At 64.9% G+C, this 16,668-nt stretch carries 14 protein-coding genes; 4 read left to right on the forward strand and 10 right to left on the reverse strand.

Going from position 1 to position 16,668, the window contains the following annotated elements; all coding sequences use genetic code 11:
* Positions 1-56 precede the first annotated feature (56 nt).
* Both ACYVF3_RS02575 and ACYVF3_RS02580 read left to right on the forward strand, forming a co-directional pair.
* Positions 57-416 (forward strand): BlaI/MecI/CopY family transcriptional regulator, encoded by a 360-nt coding sequence (locus ACYVF3_RS02575; protein ID WP_406690643.1) that lies wholly within the window; start codon positions 57-59, stop codon positions 414-416.
* Positions 413-1,381, forward strand: a complete 969-nt coding sequence (locus ACYVF3_RS02580; RefSeq protein ID WP_406690642.1) for a M56 family metallopeptidase — start codon at positions 413-415, stop codon at positions 1,379-1,381. The genes ACYVF3_RS02575 and ACYVF3_RS02580 overlap by 4 nt, the downstream gene beginning before the upstream one ends.
* Positions 1,382-1,449: 68 nt before the next feature.
* Here ACYVF3_RS02580 and ACYVF3_RS02585 read toward each other — a convergent pair whose 3' ends face one another.
* Positions 1,450-2,790 carry a multicopper oxidase family protein gene (locus ACYVF3_RS02585; RefSeq protein ID WP_406690641.1) on the reverse strand — a complete coding sequence of 447 codons (1,341 nt, stop codon included), beginning with the start codon at positions 2,788-2,790 and terminating at the stop codon, positions 1,450-1,452.
* Between the two features lie 340 nt (positions 2,791-3,130).
* Positions 3,131-4,786: an apolipoprotein N-acyltransferase gene (gene lnt / locus ACYVF3_RS02590; RefSeq protein WP_406693287.1), complete on the reverse strand. Its 1,656-nt coding sequence runs from the start codon at positions 4,784-4,786 to the stop codon at positions 3,131-3,133.
* A 39-nt stretch (positions 4,787-4,825) separates the two neighbouring features.
* On the opposite strand from lnt, the gene ACYVF3_RS02595 reads away from it, so the two are divergent.
* Positions 4,826-5,125, forward strand: coding sequence for a hypothetical protein (locus ACYVF3_RS02595; RefSeq protein WP_406690640.1), 300 nt, complete (start codon positions 4,826-4,828; stop codon positions 5,123-5,125).
* Positions 5,126-5,194: 69 nt separating this feature from the next.
* Here the strand turns inward: ACYVF3_RS02595 and ACYVF3_RS02600 are convergent, their stop codons facing one another.
* The 8 genes from ACYVF3_RS02600 to ACYVF3_RS02635 all read right to left on the reverse strand — a co-directional run bounded on the left by ACYVF3_RS02600 (position 5,195) and on the right by ACYVF3_RS02635 (position 13,396).
* Entirely contained in the window at positions 5,195-6,283 is a 1,089-nt protein-coding gene (locus tag ACYVF3_RS02600; RefSeq protein ID WP_461152636.1) for a right-handed parallel beta-helix repeat-containing protein, read from the reverse strand.
* A gap of 121 nt (positions 6,284-6,404) precedes the next feature.
* Entirely contained in the window at positions 6,405-7,148 is a 744-nt protein-coding gene (locus tag ACYVF3_RS02605) for an alpha/beta hydrolase (protein WP_461152637.1), read from the reverse strand.
* Positions 7,149-7,213: 65 nt separating this feature from the next.
* Complete coding sequence (locus ACYVF3_RS02610; protein ID WP_406690637.1) at positions 7,214-7,933, reverse strand: DUF2218 domain-containing protein; 720 nt, start codon at positions 7,931-7,933, stop codon at positions 7,214-7,216.
* 517 nt (positions 7,934-8,450) lie between these two features.
* Positions 8,451-9,593 carry a prolipoprotein diacylglyceryl transferase gene (locus ACYVF3_RS02615; RefSeq protein WP_406690636.1) on the reverse strand — a complete coding sequence of 381 codons (1,143 nt, stop codon included), beginning with the start codon at positions 9,591-9,593 and terminating at the stop codon, positions 8,451-8,453.
* A gap of 309 nt (positions 9,594-9,902) precedes the next feature.
* Positions 9,903-11,096: an aminotransferase class V-fold PLP-dependent enzyme gene (locus ACYVF3_RS02620; RefSeq protein ID WP_406690635.1), complete on the reverse strand. Its 1,194-nt coding sequence runs from the start codon at positions 11,094-11,096 to the stop codon at positions 9,903-9,905.
* Positions 11,093-11,914, reverse strand: coding sequence for an amino acid ABC transporter ATP-binding protein (locus ACYVF3_RS02625; RefSeq protein ID WP_406690634.1), 822 nt, complete (start codon positions 11,912-11,914; stop codon positions 11,093-11,095). The genes ACYVF3_RS02620 and ACYVF3_RS02625 overlap by 4 nt, the downstream gene beginning before the upstream one ends.
* Before the next feature lie 2 nt (positions 11,915-11,916).
* Positions 11,917-12,561, reverse strand: coding sequence for an amino acid ABC transporter permease (locus ACYVF3_RS02630; protein WP_406690633.1), 645 nt, complete (start codon positions 12,559-12,561; stop codon positions 11,917-11,919).
* A 31-nt stretch (positions 12,562-12,592) separates the two neighbouring features.
* Complete coding sequence (locus tag ACYVF3_RS02635; RefSeq protein ID WP_406690632.1) at positions 12,593-13,396, reverse strand: transporter substrate-binding domain-containing protein; 804 nt, start codon at positions 13,394-13,396, stop codon at positions 12,593-12,595.
* A 2,003-nt stretch (positions 13,397-15,399) separates the two neighbouring features.
* Between ACYVF3_RS02635 and sbnA the strand changes: the two genes are divergently transcribed.
* On the forward strand, positions 15,400-16,530 hold the full coding sequence (gene sbnA / locus ACYVF3_RS02640; RefSeq protein ID WP_461152638.1) for a 2,3-diaminopropionate biosynthesis protein SbnA: 1,131 nt from the start codon (positions 15,400-15,402) through the stop codon (positions 16,528-16,530).
* Positions 16,531-16,668: the final 138 nt, after the last annotated feature.

The raw sequence follows: 16,668 nt of genomic DNA on the forward strand, positions 1-16,668 counted from the left end.
CCACATTTCGATCGCGCAGATGAGCCCGTATCCTCGGTTCAGTCTGGGGAGGTGGCATGCAAGGTCTGGGTGAGCTCGAAGGCTCCGTCATGGACGTCCTGTGGCAGGCCGACGGTTCGATGTCGGTGCGCGAGGTTCTGACCCAACTCAACGGGACCCGCGACCTCGCGTACACGACCGTTATGACGGTGCTGGACAACCTGCACCGAAAAGGCTGGGTCGAACGCGAGATGCACAACCGCGCCTACCAGTACACGCCCAGTGAAAGCCGGGAAGAGGCTGCTGGACGCGCGGTTCGCGAGCTGCTGGACGCCAGCGGCAATCCGGAGGCGGTGCTGCTGCACTTCGCCAAGTCGGTGTCCGAAGACGAGTCGGCCGCTCTCCGGCGAGGCTTGCGCCGCCGGTCGAAGCGATGATCGTCGCTCTGGCGCTGCTGCTGGGCGTCGTCCTCGTCGCCAGCAGTGCTCCCGCTGTGCTCGATCGGATGATCAAACACAGGGTCGAGCCGCAGGTCGTACTCGTGACTTGGCTCGTGCTCGTCACTGCGACGTTTCTGACCGTGCTCGCGACGCTGTTGGTCGTTCTGCTGCCCACGCACGGCCCGAAACCAATCCTCGTCCAGCTCGTCCACCACTGCTGGACGGCTCTGCGGCACGGCGCCGTGCCGCAGCTGCACGAATTGACCGCGCTGGTGCTGCTGGTGCCGGTTTCGATCGTGGCCACGCTACTCGGCCGCGGCTTGCTGCGCTTCACGCGGCAGCAACGCCGCATGCACGAGCGCCACCTCGAACTGCTCTTGATCACCGCAGAAGCCGAGGCGGGCCGGTTCAGCACCATGTGGCTGCCGCATCCCAAACCGCTGGCCTACAGCGTCGCAGGAATCCCACCGTTCGTCGTCGCGACCCAGGGAGTACGGGATGAGCTCGGCGCGGCCGAAGCCGACGCCGTCATCGAGCACGAGCGAGCCCACTTGCGCGGACGCCACCACATGCTGGTCGGTCTGGCCGAAGCACTGGCGGAATCAGTCCCGTGGGTGCCGCTGACACGACACTCCCCTCGCCTTGTCCGCATGGCCGTGGAGCTGGCGGCAGACCGCGCCGCAGCACGAACGCACAGCCCAGCAGCGGTTCGGTCGGCATTGCGGATCATGGCCGACGAGAGCGGACACACCACCTCCCAGCTCGTTCTTGGCATGGCCGAGAGCTGCACCCAACTCCGCCTGCAGCACCTCGACAAGCTCAGGGCAAGCTCAAGCATCGTCAAACGACTCATCATGGCCGGATTTGCGACCTCGATCGCCGCCTCCTCGCCCTTGTTGGCCGGCATGGGCGTGCTCATGGCGATCGGAACAGTCTCCTGCCCGTTCCCTTTCGCAGGCTGACGCGACCTGCAGCCGAGAAGGCCTTCGCGGCCCTCGAACACCCGTGCGCTCGAGGGCCGCGTCTCTTCTCACGCCATGTAGGAAAGCGTCGTCATCATTCCGGCCTCGCCGTGGTAGATGTTGTGGCAGTGCACCATCCACTGGCCGGGGTTGTCAGCCTGGAAATCCACATCGACCGTCTGCATCGGCAGCACGATCGTCGTGTCCTTGCGAGCCCCTGAACCTCGCCCATCGACGAGCTGGAAGGTGTGGCCGTGCAGGTGCATCGGATGGAACATCATCGTCTTGTTGACGAACCGCAGCCGCACCCGCTCACCTTGCGCGGTCGGCAGCGGCTGGTGTTCCTCGAAGGCTTTGCCGTTGATCGTCCACCGGTAGGGGACGGACATGTCCATGCCGAGTTCGAGGACATGCGTGCGATCGGGCTGCTTCGGCGCCAACCGGACGGCCTCCACCGCCGACAACCCATCGACCATCAAGGCCTTGCCGTCGAACTCACGAGGGCGGACATCGGCAGGCGGAACCGAGCCTGAGCCCGTACGGACCAGTGCCATCGCTTGCCCCTCCTTGCCCTCGGCAGACGCCACGAGCGGGAACACGCCGTCGCCGAGCGTGACGAGCACGTCGTACCGCTCCCCCATGCTGATCAACAGGGAGTCGGCCTCCACCGGGTCCACAGGAAAGCCGTCGGTCTCGGTCACGGTCATGCGATGGCCGCCGAGCGCCACGCGGAAAGCGGTGTCCCCCGCGGCATTGATGATGCGCAGCCTAAGCCGCTGCCCCGGCTTGGCGTTGACGGTGGTCGGGGCCGTCGACACCCGTCCGTTGATGAGGTAGTGCGGGTAGTCCACGTCGCCGGCGTCAGACCCCAAGGGCGACGCCCCGCTCATGCCTTCCATACCGGACATCCCGGGCATGCTGCCGTGGTCCATACCACCCATGCCCGACATGCCACCGTGGTCCATACCGCCCATCGACATGCCCTGCCGTCGCAGCTCGTCGAGCTTCGCGTCGGGGCCAGCTGTCACACCGTCCAGCCAATCATCCAGCACGATGACCGCCTCGGCGTCGTAGCGACCCGGTTCATCCGGATCCTCGACGATCAGGGGGGCGTAGAGCCCGCGGTCCAACTGGACGCCGACGTGCGGGTGGAAGAAGTACGTTCCGGAGTGCGGGACCGCGAACTCGTAGTCGAACGTCGCACCAGGTCGAACCGGATCCTGAGTCAGTCCTGGCACGCCATCCATGTCGTTGCGCATCGCGATGCCGTGCCAGTGAATCGAGGTGTCCTGGGACAGCTCGTTGCCCAACCGCGCCCGGAGAACGTCCCCACGACGCACCCGGATTTCCGGCCCAGGGAGCTGATCGTTGAAGGTCCAGGTCTGCGCCTGGATCCCACCAAGATCCACGGTGCTCGCCTTGGCACGGAGATTGGCGTCGACCGTCCGGGCGTTAGCGGCCCGCCGCGTTCGCTCCAGCTCGGCAATCTGAGGCGATGCCGGACCAACGGGTACAGGTGACGCAGGCCCAGCTGCGCCGCACGCCTGCGCCACCCCCACTGCGGCCAGCCCAGCGCTCAACCCTAGGAACCCACGCCTGTTCATGACCCCTCGGTTGCGCCCCGACCCTGACGCTGGACGCTCATGGAAAGCCGCCGACATGTGCACCGTCCTCTCCAGATTTTTGTACTAGTTCTCATAGTACTGGAGAACCACGGTACCCCTTCCGGGTATGCAGAGTGTCACACGCCTATCGACAGTTCAGCGGCGGATAACGCGCGGTCCTATTGCGTCGCCTCCGGGCAAGCCGTCGCCAACCCGCCCAGCCGAGGCCGACCACGGACGCTATCGCCACCAGCCAATCCGGGGCCTCACCAAGCCGAGTGGCCAGCGTCAACGTCGATCTCAGGGGCACCTGCGAGACCAGCGTTTCCGCAGTGAACTGGCCAGTTTGCTGCGTGACACGGCCATCCGGCCGCACGATCGCACTGACTCCGCTATTGGCAGCGACGAGCACTGAGCGACCGTTTTCAACGGCACGCACCTGAGCCATGGCCAACTGCTGGTAGGTCATCTCGGTACGTCCGTACCAGGCGTTGTTCGACGGGACCGCGAGCAAAGTCGCCCCGGAGCGGGTGGCATCCCGCAGCACGTAGTCGTAGGCGACTTCGTAGCAGTTGGCGAGCCCCACTCGCGCGGGCCCCATCGGGAACACCCCGGGACCGCGGCCGGGAGCCATGTCACGGCTGTCGGCGAACGGGGTGACATAAGCGGCCAACTCGCGCAACGGCATGTATTCCCCGAACGGGACCAGCTGTTGTTTGACGTACTCGTCCGTCGAACCTCTGCGCGGATCCCAGCGGACGATCCGATTGCTGAGGACTCCCTCCCGGCTGACGGCCGTCCCCCCGGCTGCGACAGGCACACCGAGTTCGCGGGCCACTCCGGCCAGGCCAGGATCGTACCGTTCGGGCCCCCATGAGCTAGTGGACTCGGGGAGGATCACGAGATCCGGCCTGAGCACGCGGTTGTCCCGGACATCGGCAGCGAGCTGTTCAGCGCCGCGGAGGTGATTGGCATACAGGGCGTCGCTCTCGCCCAACAATCCGAGACCGATGTCCGGGGCGTTTCCCTGAACGACGGCGACACGAGCTACGCCTGCATTCGCATCCGACCTGATCAGCGGCATCACGGCAACGCCACAAACGGCAGGCAACACGACCGCCAGTGCCGGTCCACGCCATGCCGCGACCTTGGCGAATCCCACCTCGGACCACCGGATCACCAACAGACCCAGCCCAGTGCCGGTCACCGCTACCGCGAAGCCGACCAGCACGGCGCCACCCACGGACGCCAGCGGGAGGAAGACGCCCGTGGGCTGACTGAAGGCGATCTTAGCCCAGGGGAAGCCGCCGAAGGGCACCCTGGAGCGGGCCAATTCTGCGCAGACCAGGATCAACGCCGTCCACACGGCGAAGCCCGGCAGACGGCTGACGAAGCTCGAAGCCGCCCCGGCTGCAGCGAAGAAAAGACTCTCCAACGCAACAAGGCCCAGCCAAGGCCAAGGCCCGAACCCTGTTCCAAGGAACGCATAGACCCACGCCAACAACGGCAGCAGAAACGCCAAGCCGAACAAGAACCCGTAACCGAAACCGGCCCGCGCCCTTCTCCCGTGCAAGACCGAAGCCCACCCGGCGAAGCTCAGCGGAGCCAGCCACCAGAGGTCTCGCGGCGGGAAGCTGGCGTACAGAACAACGCCGGCGGCGAGCACCACCACAACCCTCAGCACGACAGGCACGACCGCTTTCACATCTCCCCGCCTTGTCGACATCGAGAAATCGGTATGCCCCTCCGGCCTTCCACCGTCGCCACACCACCACCGTCTGCTGCTAACCAGGGCGACCATCAACACGTCGCGACACTCTACTATTCTTCATAGTGGCTGTTGTCAAGTTCCGGATGTTGGCGCACTGGGCCGGTATCCGTTGGGCGGCGCAGCAGGGGCTGCGGATGGTCGACTGGGGGAATCAGCGGACTCGACCAGCCCGGTCTGCAGCGGTTCAAACGCAAGTACTCCACGCACGAGTCGCGGGTCGCGGCGCTGCGCTCCCGAGGGGAGGCCTCGCCCGCGGAGATCGAGGTCGGGTCGACCCTGAACGCGATCACGCTGCTGCTCACCGAGGACTCCGTCCCGGAGGAGGTCACGGCGCGAGCCGGGGCCGTGCTGTACCACTACTTCTGCTAGGAGTGTCACATGTCGCGCGATCACCGACCCGGTCCTGGCCGGGCTTTGTCGCCGGCAGGGTTGTCCGCATCAGAAACGGTGGTTTCCCTCGTCGCGCAGGCCTGGCCGAGAACTCTCGTCCACCTCGACCATCCGGTAGTCACCGCGGAATCGGTTGTCGACGACCGTCGCGGAAGTCGAACCGTCCGCGAGGTACACCCCGCGGGCCAGGACCGGGCCCGAGATCTCGTTGTCCCGCACCGTGATCTCGGGGAACCATCGGACGAGAACGGCCTGCGCCCCCCCGACGGCACAGGTGTTGCCGACGAACCGCAGCGAGCGGGAGCGGCCGACAGCGCCGTCCTGCCCGGACTCCTCAGCCGTGGCGATCAGGCATTGCTGATCGACGTTGTGGCAGGTGTTCGCGGAGATCTCCACATCGCTCGTGGGCGGACTGCCGTTGTCGTAGGTCTGGAAACAGTCGGTGTGCGGCGGATCGGGGTAACCGTCGTCGGAGATGTCGTGAACCTTGTTGGCGCTGATCCGATGTCCGGTGCCGAAGAACCGGATCCCGTCGGCATCGTTCGACTCGCGCATGACCGAACGGCTCACGTCATTGGTCAGCACGGAGATCCGGTCGCCCTCGATCCTGATCCCGGTGCCGTCCGTCTCGCGCACGACGTTGTCCGTGATGTCCGTGTGGGTGCACTGGCAGCTGATGCCGTCGTCGCGCGCACGCAGCACTTCGTTTCCCCGGGCGGTGAGGCCCGTCCCGTCGAGCGTCAGGCCGTCGCCGTCGACGGTGGTGAAGCCGTCAACGATCACGTGGTCGGCCTCCACCGAGACCGCGCCGACGGTGGTATCCCGACCGACCAGCACGATCGGTTGCTGCGGAGTGCCCGACGCCGTCGCCTTCAAATCGGCGCCGTGGAATCGATCGCCCGCGAAGCACAGAGTCTGACCGGGCGCGGCCTGAGCGAGCAGAGCGCTGGCCTGCTCCGGATCGGTCGCGGTGTGCGTGCAGGTGATGGGGGGCAGGGCTCGCGGAGGCTGGGCAACCGCGGCCGGAGCTCGTTCCGGCCGGGACGGCCCCTCGGGTCCGCCCCCACTGCCGGTGCACGCGCCCGCGAGCAGCACCACCGTCGTCCCCACGACCGCGATCAACATCTTGACGCTCATGGTTTCCCTCCCCATCTGAAACCCGAGCAGTTGTTTTCCGAGATTAGAGCCTGGCCCCGATTCATGCAGCGACGACGGGGCGGCCCGACGTGCTCGGAGCTCGGCCGATCGCGCGCACCGCTCAGTGGTTCTTCGGCCCGCACGCGCCCTGCGTAAGAGCATCCAGGAGCTCGTGTGCGAACTCAGCGGGGTAGGCCAAGTAACCGACGTGACCGCCGGGTAGTTCGATGACGTCGAGACCCAGCTTGCTCCCCAGTACGACGTTGACTTCACGGGACGGGTAACCACGCGCTTCCCGTCCGGCCGCCAGCATGATCCGCTCGGCGCGTGAGGCGAGCGTGTCCAGGTCGAGGTCGACTTTGGGGTATTGACGCAGTTCGTGCTCGAACCAGTAGCTCGCGTTGGCTTCGTTCTTCGGGGCACGGGCCATGACCTGCCGGTCCGCGTCCGGGAAGGCGTGCTGACGGAACCTTCTCATGGCCGGCTCGATGCCTGCTTCGCGGTAGAGGTCGTAGACCTCGTGGAAGAAGGCCACCCACTGCTGCCCGTCGGGCAGTTGCAGCACGGCCGCCGGCTCGAAGGGAACTAGCGTGTGCACCACCTCGGGGTGGCGGGTCAGTAGGTCCAGGGCGACGACCCCTCCGGAGCTGGCTCCGAACACGACCGCGGGTACGTCACCGACGTGCTCGATCAGGCGCCGCGCGTCGTCGGCGTCGGTCTGCAGACGGCGGGAGTAGTCCTGCGGACCGTCGAGCTGGCTTCGGGAAAAGCCACGCCTGTCGTAGAGGACGACGGTGTAATGCGCCGCCAAATGCTCGGCCGCCCTGCGGAAACCCTCAGTCACGCCGTTGGCCCCGGGAATCATGAGCATGGTCCTGCCATCGCCGTGGACCTCGTAGTAGAGACGGGCCCCGGGCACACCTAGGACAGTCATGGACGCTCATCGCTCCGCACGCTCCCGGCCGCGGACGAGATCGCGGCTGCTTCGGAGGTTGACCGCCTCAGTTTCCAGCGGGTGTGGACGGCTTTGCCCTGACGAAAGGCGAAGCGACCCAGAACGAGGTGGCCAGCCACAAAAACAGCCTTGATCAGGATGATCGCCACGATGGCGTTGCTGGTCCAGCCCGCCCACGCCGCGGCAGAGACTGCGGGTCCGAAGAGCCCCAGGTGCACGGCGATGACCAACGCACCACCTACCACCAGGGCGAGCGTGCCGAGTCGGCCGCACCATCGGTTCTTTCCGGCTGTCGAGTCAGGTGCAGATGCCGCGCCGGGGGCTTCCTCTCCGGACGGGGTTGTGGACGTCGGCAGTCGTTGCCAGGTCACCACCAGCTGGTTGCGCCGGCCGATCTTCTCCAAGCGGGCGCCGATGCCGTCCTGGAGTCGCCGCAGGATGGCCTCATCGGCTGCTTGAACGCGAAGCGTCAGGATGCCCTCGGCGGCCTCCAGGGTGCAGCGGCCCTCCGCAAAGCGAACGCTCCCATAGGTGTCGGAGTAGTCCACGTGGTCCACGCCGGGGGGCATCAGACCACCGCCGTGATGGGTAGGCGGCTGATGCCGCATCCGGCGCATGTGGTCGATGTGCCGGCACAACTGAACGAGATAGCGGCTCGCGCGGTCAGTCGGGACACGGGCTTCTGCGATGAGCATGGCATTCCTTTCCTGATCTGCGGCGCAGGTACTCAAGGCCGTGCGCCTAGCAAATGGTCAGATCCTGATGCCGACGACCCGAGCGCGTGTACCGGCCCCCGGGCCGGAACCCGCGGTCGAAACGACGCCCGAAGTGCAGTGCAGATCCGTGGCCGACTGCTCGGCGTTCGACACCGCCCGGACCGTCGCGACACCCCAATCTGATCGATACAAACTGTCTCCCTCCGGACAGAGTGTCACGCCGGGGGCGACACGCATACTCCGGAGATGACCATGCTGTCCACGAGCAACGGCACCTTCACGCCATGGTCCGTGACTTGATCAGCGAGGTGGCCCGGGCCAGGCAGATCCGCAGCGACATCGCGCCCGAAGAAACTGATCCGCTACCGCCTGCACGCCCTCACCGCCGCCGGTGACCTACCCTCGTCCGCAGCGGTCCACCGCCTCGTCCAAATCACCTTGGCGGGGCTACGCCCTCCCTCCTGACGCGCGCTCCCTCAACTGTCCCCGCCCAACATCAAGCAATCGCGAGCACAGCCACATCCGCAACGAAAACCATCGCACAGGCCGCCATGGTCACTACGCGCCCTTTCTTGGTCCGCGACTCACTGCGGAGCGGGAACAGCAGCTGCCTGCCGAAGGTGTAGATCGCGATCGCTCCGACGAACACCGCGCCACGGACAGTGGGATGGCCCTGCAGCACCACGTACAAGGCCACGAGCCCGATCAGCAGGGCCATCGCAGCCTCTACGAGCTGGACGGGGAAGCGTCGAATCGCAATACGCCGATCAGAAGACCACAGTCCCCACTTCGAACTGGTCGGACGACCGGCGCAGCAGCCGGTGAGGAAGCAGCCTGGACGGCCGATCGCCATCCCGAGGAAGACCCCTGGCGCGGTCGCGTCCAACAAGGTTCCGACCGGGAGCTGAAAGATCGCTGCACCGAGCAGCACGACGGCGAAGGCCCCGACCAAGAAACCTTGAATGCAGGCCCCGGCCGTCATGAAGTGGCGTGGGTGCTTCCGGTGCAGGCCGAGCCACCAGCCCTTGGCGCCGGCGACACCGACGACGCATGCGAACAGCGAGAGCGCGACGGCGCTCAGAACGCTGACGTTCTCACGGGCCAACAGCAGCGTCTGTAGCGCGATGGCGACAATCGCGCCGACGCCAACCAGGGTGGGCCAGCTCGGGAGTCGTACGCCGGGGCCTTGCACCAATGGTGCGTAGCGTGTTCGTGCCGTCACGGTGCGGTGCGAGAGGAGCTTGACGTCGGGCGCGTATGGATCGTCTGCCCCGTCCTGCTTGATGGGGGTCGCGGTCACTCGCCATTGACCTGCGTTGAGTCCGGACACCCTCGTCGTGACCGCGACCGGCCCTCGAGCCGCGGCGATCCCGTGGAACTGCTCGATCTTCTCGAAACGATCACGCGGCTGTCGTGAGCCCTTGATCCCGATGCGGGTGCCGGCGAACCGAATCGTCAGCGTGTAGGGCTTGGGCGAGGGCACCGGGTCGACCCAGTAGGTCACGGCCACAGCCTGCGGTTCGACCTCGGCAATCGCCGAAGCGCAGCCGCCGGCGCCCGACTGCGCCGGTTCAGCCGCACCATGCGTCACTTGCGACTGCTCTCTCGCCTCACGCTCGGGTGTGACCTCGGACCGCACCGTCGTCTCCGCTGATGCCCTCGTGACCGGTGTCGACCCCTGCACGGCGCGACCTGCCAGCGCTGGCGGGATCCCACTCGCCTGGTGCGGCTGCTGACTCGGGCCAGACGAACGAACGCTGGCCGTCCTCTTTCGCGGTTTCTTGCCCACGACCGGTCCTTCCCGGCAGAGCTACATCCGAGTTAGCCGGATTCAGGACGCTCCTGTCACCCAACAGCTCTGCCTACCGCCACCCTACTATTACACCTAGTAGGGTGGCGGTGTGGCAGTGCGCGATCGACGAAACGCCAACGAGGTGGCGCCGATAGCTCATTGGTTCGAGAGGAGCTTCGCCAGCACGCGCTCGAACTCGTCGAGTTCTTGAGTCGTGTTGTAGTAGTGCACCGACGCCCGCACCACCGCGTCGAGCCCGCGAGTCTCCATGTCGAGCCGTGTCGAGGGCGCGCGCGAGACACTGACGTTGATCCCGTCGTTGCTGAGGCTTTCCTTCACCTCCATCGGCGCAACCCCATCGGCGGTGAAGGCCACGATCCCGCACCGGTCTGCGCCGTGATCACGAATCTCAACCCCGGCGAAGCCCGACAGCCGTGCTCTGAGTTCGTTCGCCAGCGCGTTGACCCGGGATTGGATGGCGGCCAGGCCCCACTCCAGCGCATAGTCGATCGCCGCTCCCAGACCGACCTTCGCTGCGTAGTTGCACTCCCAGGTCTCGAATCGACGAGCGCCCGGGGCCAGTTCGTAGGTGTCCGACGATGTCCAGGTTGCGGCGCGCAAGTCCAGCATGGGCGGCGTCAGTTCTTCGAGAACCTTCCGCCGGACGTAGAGCAAGCCGGTTCCCCTCGGGCCACGCAGGTACTTGCGGCCAGTGATCGAGAGCATGTCGCAACCGATCACGTCAACATCGAGCGGGATCTGACCTGCGGATTGGCAGGCGTCGAGCAGGTAGAGCACACCAGCCTCACGGGCGACCCGACCCACTTCGACTGCGGGGTTGACCAGGCCGCAGTTCGTCGGCACGTGGGTCAGAGAGATCAGCCGCACCCGGTCGTCCATCATGTTCTCCAGCGCTTCAACGGAAAGCTGCCCGGTTTCATCGTTGGGCACGACATCAACGGTGAGATCGAACCGCTGCGCGAGTTGGAGGTAGCTGATGAAGTTGCTCGCGTATTCCGCGGTACTGGTCAGGATTCGATCGCCGCGCTGGAACGGGATCGAGTAGAAGGCCATGTCCCAAGCCCTCGTTGCGCTGTCCACGACGGCGATCTCGTCTGTCGCGCAACCCAACAAGGAGGCCGCAGAGGTGTAGACGCCATCGATCGCGCGTGCCGATGCCGCAGCAGCCTCGTAGCCACCGATGTTCGCCTCTTGGTGCAGATATTCCACCGTCGCATCCAGCACCGGGGAAGGCATCAAGGATGCTCCGGCGTTGTTCAGGTGGATGACGTTGGTGCAGCCCGGCGTGTCCCGCCGCGCACGTGTCACGTCGAAGGACTCGCTGGTCATACGTGCTCCTGTTCAGCTGACCGGGGCTTGGGCAGAGGTTCTGTCCAAGGCTCGGAATGTTCGAGTAGCCGAAGGAACGATCGGGTCCTGGGGTTGCTGGGATTTGTGAAGAACACGCTCGGCTCGGCCTCTTCCAGCATGACACCGCCTTCCATCAGCACCACGCGATCCGCCAGGCCGCGGGCGAACTGCGTCTCATGCGTCACGACCACCATCGTGAGGCCGTCATCAGCGAGCTCACGCATCACCTCCAGGACCTCCGAGCGCAGTTCGGGATCCAGCGCCGAGGTGGGCTCGTCGAACAACACGACCTCAGGCTCCATGGCGAGTGAGCGAGCGATGGCGACGCGCTGCTTCTGCCCGCCCGACAGACGCGAAGGATAGGCGTCGCGTTTGTCAGCGAGCCCGACACGATCCAACAGCTTCTCACCGAGCTCAACAGCTTGTGCTTTCGACAGGCCGCGCACGTAGCGAGCACCCTCGATCACATTGGCCAGCGCTGACATGTGCGGGAACAAGTTGAAGTGCTGGAAGACCATGGCCGTGTGGCGCCTGGCCTGCATCACCAGCCGATTCCGCTGACGTTTCTGCGCCGCCTTGGCTCCGCATTCGACGGAACATCCGCAGATCTCCACCCGACCGCTGTCCGGTTCCTCTAGGAGGTTCATACACCTCAGCAGCGTGGTCTTACCCGAGCCGGATGGGCCCATGAGCACCACGACCTCGCCACGGGAGACCGACATGTCGATGCCCTTGAGGACTTCCAACTCGCCAAAACACTTGCGTAACTCATGTACTCGGATTGGCGACTCATTCATGATCAGTATGCCCTTCCCAGCCGTCGTTCCAGAGCTCCCTGGCCCACGGAGAGCACATTGTTGATCAGCCAGTAGACCGCGCCGGCGAGAAAGAACGCCTCCATGTAACGGAACGTGGAGCTTCCGACGCTCTCGGCAACCCGTGTGAGCTCCACGACGGTGACCACTGACGCAAGCGAAGTGTCCTTCATCAGCGCGATGAACCGCCCTCCCACCGCGGGGGTGGCGATGCGTGCCGCCTGCGGCGCCACCACCCGCCGGAAGGTCCGCCAGTACGGCAGTCCCATCGACGAGGCAGCCTCCCATTGCCCCTTGTCCACTCCCAGGATCCCGCCGCGGAAGTTTTCACTCAGATAAGCCGCCGCGAACAGGGTCAGGGCCAGGATGGACGAGGGGATCGGCGATATCTGCACGCCGATCTGCGGAAGTCCGAAGTAGAGAATCATGATCTGGATGAGCAGTGGCGTCCCCCGGAACACGGAGACGTACGCGATAGCCACCGCGCGCAGCAACCTGAATCGCGACAGCCGGGCAAGCGCGATCAGCGCTCCCAAGATGCTGCCGAGCACAAAGGACGCCACACCGAGAAAGAGAGTAATTCCCAAGCCTTGCAACAGAAGCGGAATGGAGTTGGAGATCAAGTCCACGATCTCCTCCTTTCAGCTGAGCAGATCGCGGTCAGTTAGGAGGCTGCGCCGGGATCTGCTTGAGCTCAGCCGCCATGTCGAGCCCGCCCAGCCACTTCTTCGATATCGCCGCGAGCGTGCCGTCGTTGATCATGTCGTTGATGGCCTGATCGACCGCGGGCTTGAACCCTCCAGCGTTCTTGCGGAACGACATGCCGTTGACCTCGCGGTCCAACAGCTCCCCCACTGGTTTGACGGGAAGTTTGTTGTTGCTGGCCAAGTATGCGCCCTGGAAGCGGGAGACGAGCATCGCATCCGCATTGCCGCGAGCCAGATCGGTCAAGCCGAGCGTGGCGTTCTGGTAGGTCTTGGGCTGAGCCCCCGGGACCTTCTCGCGGACGTAGGACTCCTGCGAAGTGCCGGCGGACACCGCGATCGTCTTGTCAGCGAGATCGCTGGCACCACGAACCTCGTTGTTGTTCGGGCCTACGAACACCGAGACGCCATTGACCTGATACGGACGGGAGAAGTCCACCTGCTGCGCGCGCTCCGCGGTGATCGTCTGCCCAGAAATCACGATGTCGAACCGGTTGGCTCTCACGCCTTCGATGAAGCTCTGGAAGTTGGAAGCAACGAACTCAACGTTGCCGACGCCCAACCGCTTCGCGAGTTCGCGCGCGACGTCGACGTCGTAGCCCACCGGTTTCCCGCCACTGTCGACGAAGTTCCACGGCGGGTTCGCTTGAGTAAGGGCCACCCGGAGCGTACCGCTCTGCCGCACCTGCGAAAGCACGTCACCAGCTGCCGAACCACCCCCGCCAGAACATGCGGCCAGGATGGCCATCAACGGCGCCAACAGCGATAAGGATAATAATCTGCGATATCTACCAGAGCGAGTTCTGTTCATACCGCTCGCCTCTTCCTCGCACGAAGGAACAACGGCCAGGTTGCGGGACTCGTGTGCATAGCGATGGCCCCGCGTCCATCAACTATCGATCATCGGACCTGAGGCCCCGTTGCACGTGACCCGGCGGTCAACAACGTGTATCCGTTGGCCGGTCGGATCTTTCATTCTGGCTCTCGCGAGTGAATGGACTGTATGCCCCCGTACGGTATGTGGTCAACGCTTCACCGAAACGAGCGAAGCGGACGACCACGTCGGAGCGAACCAGCTGGATACCACGGAAGGCCCAGAAGGTCGATAGTGGACGCCCCTCTACCTGGCACTATGCAATCAAGGCCACTGAGCGTGATCTCGCTTGGATCGACAACTCGGACACGGATGATTGCTCCCAACCCGATAAGCGCAGGTCCAGGGGCCTGCGAACCAGGCACCTCCGCCCCGGTCAGCACGTGACTGCTATACCCCCCTCGGGTCTAGCGGATTGCGAAAGCAGACGAGGACGCCGGGCGCGAGGAGGAAGGAAGCGCTTCCAGGGTGCGCCAGCAATCGCGCCCCGATCGCAACGTTCGACAACTGCTTCCAGAACAACCATCCGGACCCGGCGAGCAAGAAGCCTTCGCAAGCGGGCCGCGGTCAGCCCTGCGCGAGCCGACGCAGCCGGCCCCACCGCGAACGCCTGCTGACGGTAAGCGAGCCTGCTCGCCGGAGAAGAGCCGCCAGCGACATAAACGATCCAATTCTGATCAAAGGCGAGATCAGCACCCAAACCACGATCGAGGCGGAGATTCGTGGCAGCAAAACGACGCCTTTGCAGGCCGGGCACCCGACGGACGCGCAGCGGGCAGGAACAGCCCGCCGGCGACGCAGGCCCCAGCGAAGAGACCGTCGGCGTCATCGAGCTGACCTCACGGCAGGAACGCTCAGCCGCGCCGACGCCACCGACTGGAGCCCTCGAAGCGAGCTCAAACACGACCACGTAGAGCCCGAACTACCGCAGCGTCGTGTCGCTGCCCGTACATGGCCGACACCACCGCGGTGCTTTCCGGCGCGCTGCCCGTCCCCAACCAGACGCCGAAGCTGGTCGAGGTCAACGCCCAGCCCTTCGACCTGCGACGATTCCTGTAGTTGCACGCGACCCCAACACACCATGAGCCCGAACCCCTACCCGGACGACAGCTACGCACGATGATCGACTATCGTCGGTAGTATGCGACTCCGCTCCTCCCGGATTAGCACTTGAACTTGGTTGCGGCTTACCGAGCGACTTCGAAACTGAAATGCCTTCGCCTCATGCAGGAAACCATCGTGCGAGAGATGACGTGCCAGTTAGCGAGCTTCCGAACTCACTTCTAGTGTGGTGGCCGTGAGGAAGCCAACCGCAGGGCCACACAGTTGGGGGAAGCTTCTTGCGCTTTCCCTGCTACTGTGCTTCCTCGTTGTCCCATTTGTCCTGCTGCCAGCACATTGCCTTCCCGGTCACGCGAGCGAAATGCTGACATCAGCTTTTGCTGCTGCCCATGACGACACGCACCACACCGCAGGAGCCGTTCATACGGCAGCACCGACGTTTGTCGATGACACCCTGTCAACGGATCACGATGAGCAGGGCCACGAAGGCCCCTACTGCGACGCAAGCCCGCACTACCTCAGCCTCGCATCCGGCCGATCACCCTCCGAGAAGCTTCTTGACCTGGCGTTTCTTCTCCTAGCTCTAGCCGCTGCCACTTTCGCAAGCGGAAGCTCCACTCGCCTTTTCGCATGGAGCTCATCCCTCCGAAAGTGGCCGTCAAGGCCGAGTTGGATACCGTCCAGCAGGGCTTTTCTGTCACTCGCGAGCATCTCGCGAACCTGATTCACATCAGGCAGTGCTCGTTCAGGTGAACGTCGGGGTAATCCAACCCGAATTTCGAACCTAGTGCAGTTGCCCGCTTTCAGCGGCACTGCCGAAGCCCGCGATGAGCACGCCAGTCCAGCGCGCAACCGCCATCCCGAACCTGGGATATCGGTACACGAGCGCGCCGTTTTCACGCGCACGAGTTCGTCCTTATCTCATCTTCTCGCACCCGGTCTTGTCGTCGGCGTGCGCCCAAAATCAGGAGGTTCGCGTGATCCACGATTCCGTGATCGACTGCGTTGGCTCGACCCCGATGGTCCGGCTCAACCGATGCTTTCCCGAACCCGACGTGGAAGTGCTCGCCAAGCTTGAGATGCTCAATCCCGGCGGCAGCATGAAGGACCGTCCGGCACGGTTCATCGTCGAGCAAGGGCTTCGGGATGGAACCCTTCGGCCCGGCATGCGGTTGGTGGAGAGCACGTCCGGGAACCTGGGCATCGCCCTGGCGATGGTGGCCGACCTGCATGGCCTTTCCTTCACCGCCGTGGTGGACCCGAAGACGTCGCCGACGAACCTGCGACTCTTGGAACTCTTCGGTGCCGATGTCGAGATGGTGACCGAGCCCGACGAAGCGGGCGGTTACCTGCACACCCGAGTCCGCCGCGCCCGCGAACTGGTCGAGACGACCCCGAATGCGGTGCAGATCAACCAGTACGCCAACGAGCTCAACTGGCGCGCCTACCACGAGACAGCAGGTGAGGAAATCCTCCGGGCCGTGGAAGAGCCGGTGGACTACCTCGTGGCGGCGGTGTCCACCACGGGTTCCATTCAGGGGATCGCGCGTCGCCTCCGCACGGAACACCCCAGGCTCAAGGTCGTCGCCGTGGACGCCATCGGTTCCGTCATCTTCGGAGCGCCAGCTGCGCCCCGCCAGATCCCGGGATTCGGCGCCAGCCGGGTGCCCGAGATCCTCAACGAGGAGGAAATCGACCGCGTTCTGCATGTTGCCGACGCGGAATCGGCAGCGGGATGCCGACGTCTGTTGAGCACGGAGAAGATCTTCGCTGGGGGCTCCGCCGGTGCGGCCATCGCGGGCATCGAACATCTGATCTCGAGGCTGGATGAGCCAGCGCGCATCGTCACGGTCCTGCCGGACCGGGGTGAGCGTTACCTCGACCTGGTCTACAACGACGAGTGGGTCGCGAATCTCCCAGACCCGTGGCAGGAGCCGGAAGCGGCGGTCACCTCATGACCCGCACACTCCAGGCCAAACCGCAGGGAAGACCAGGGCATCATGCTTCGGACGGCGGTCGTTGGAATCTGGTGCTGCTGTGGGCGGGGCAGTTCGTCAACACCGCCGGCCTGATGATGCTGGTACCGATCATGCCCT

Source organism: Saccharopolyspora tripterygii (assembly GCF_054778355.1).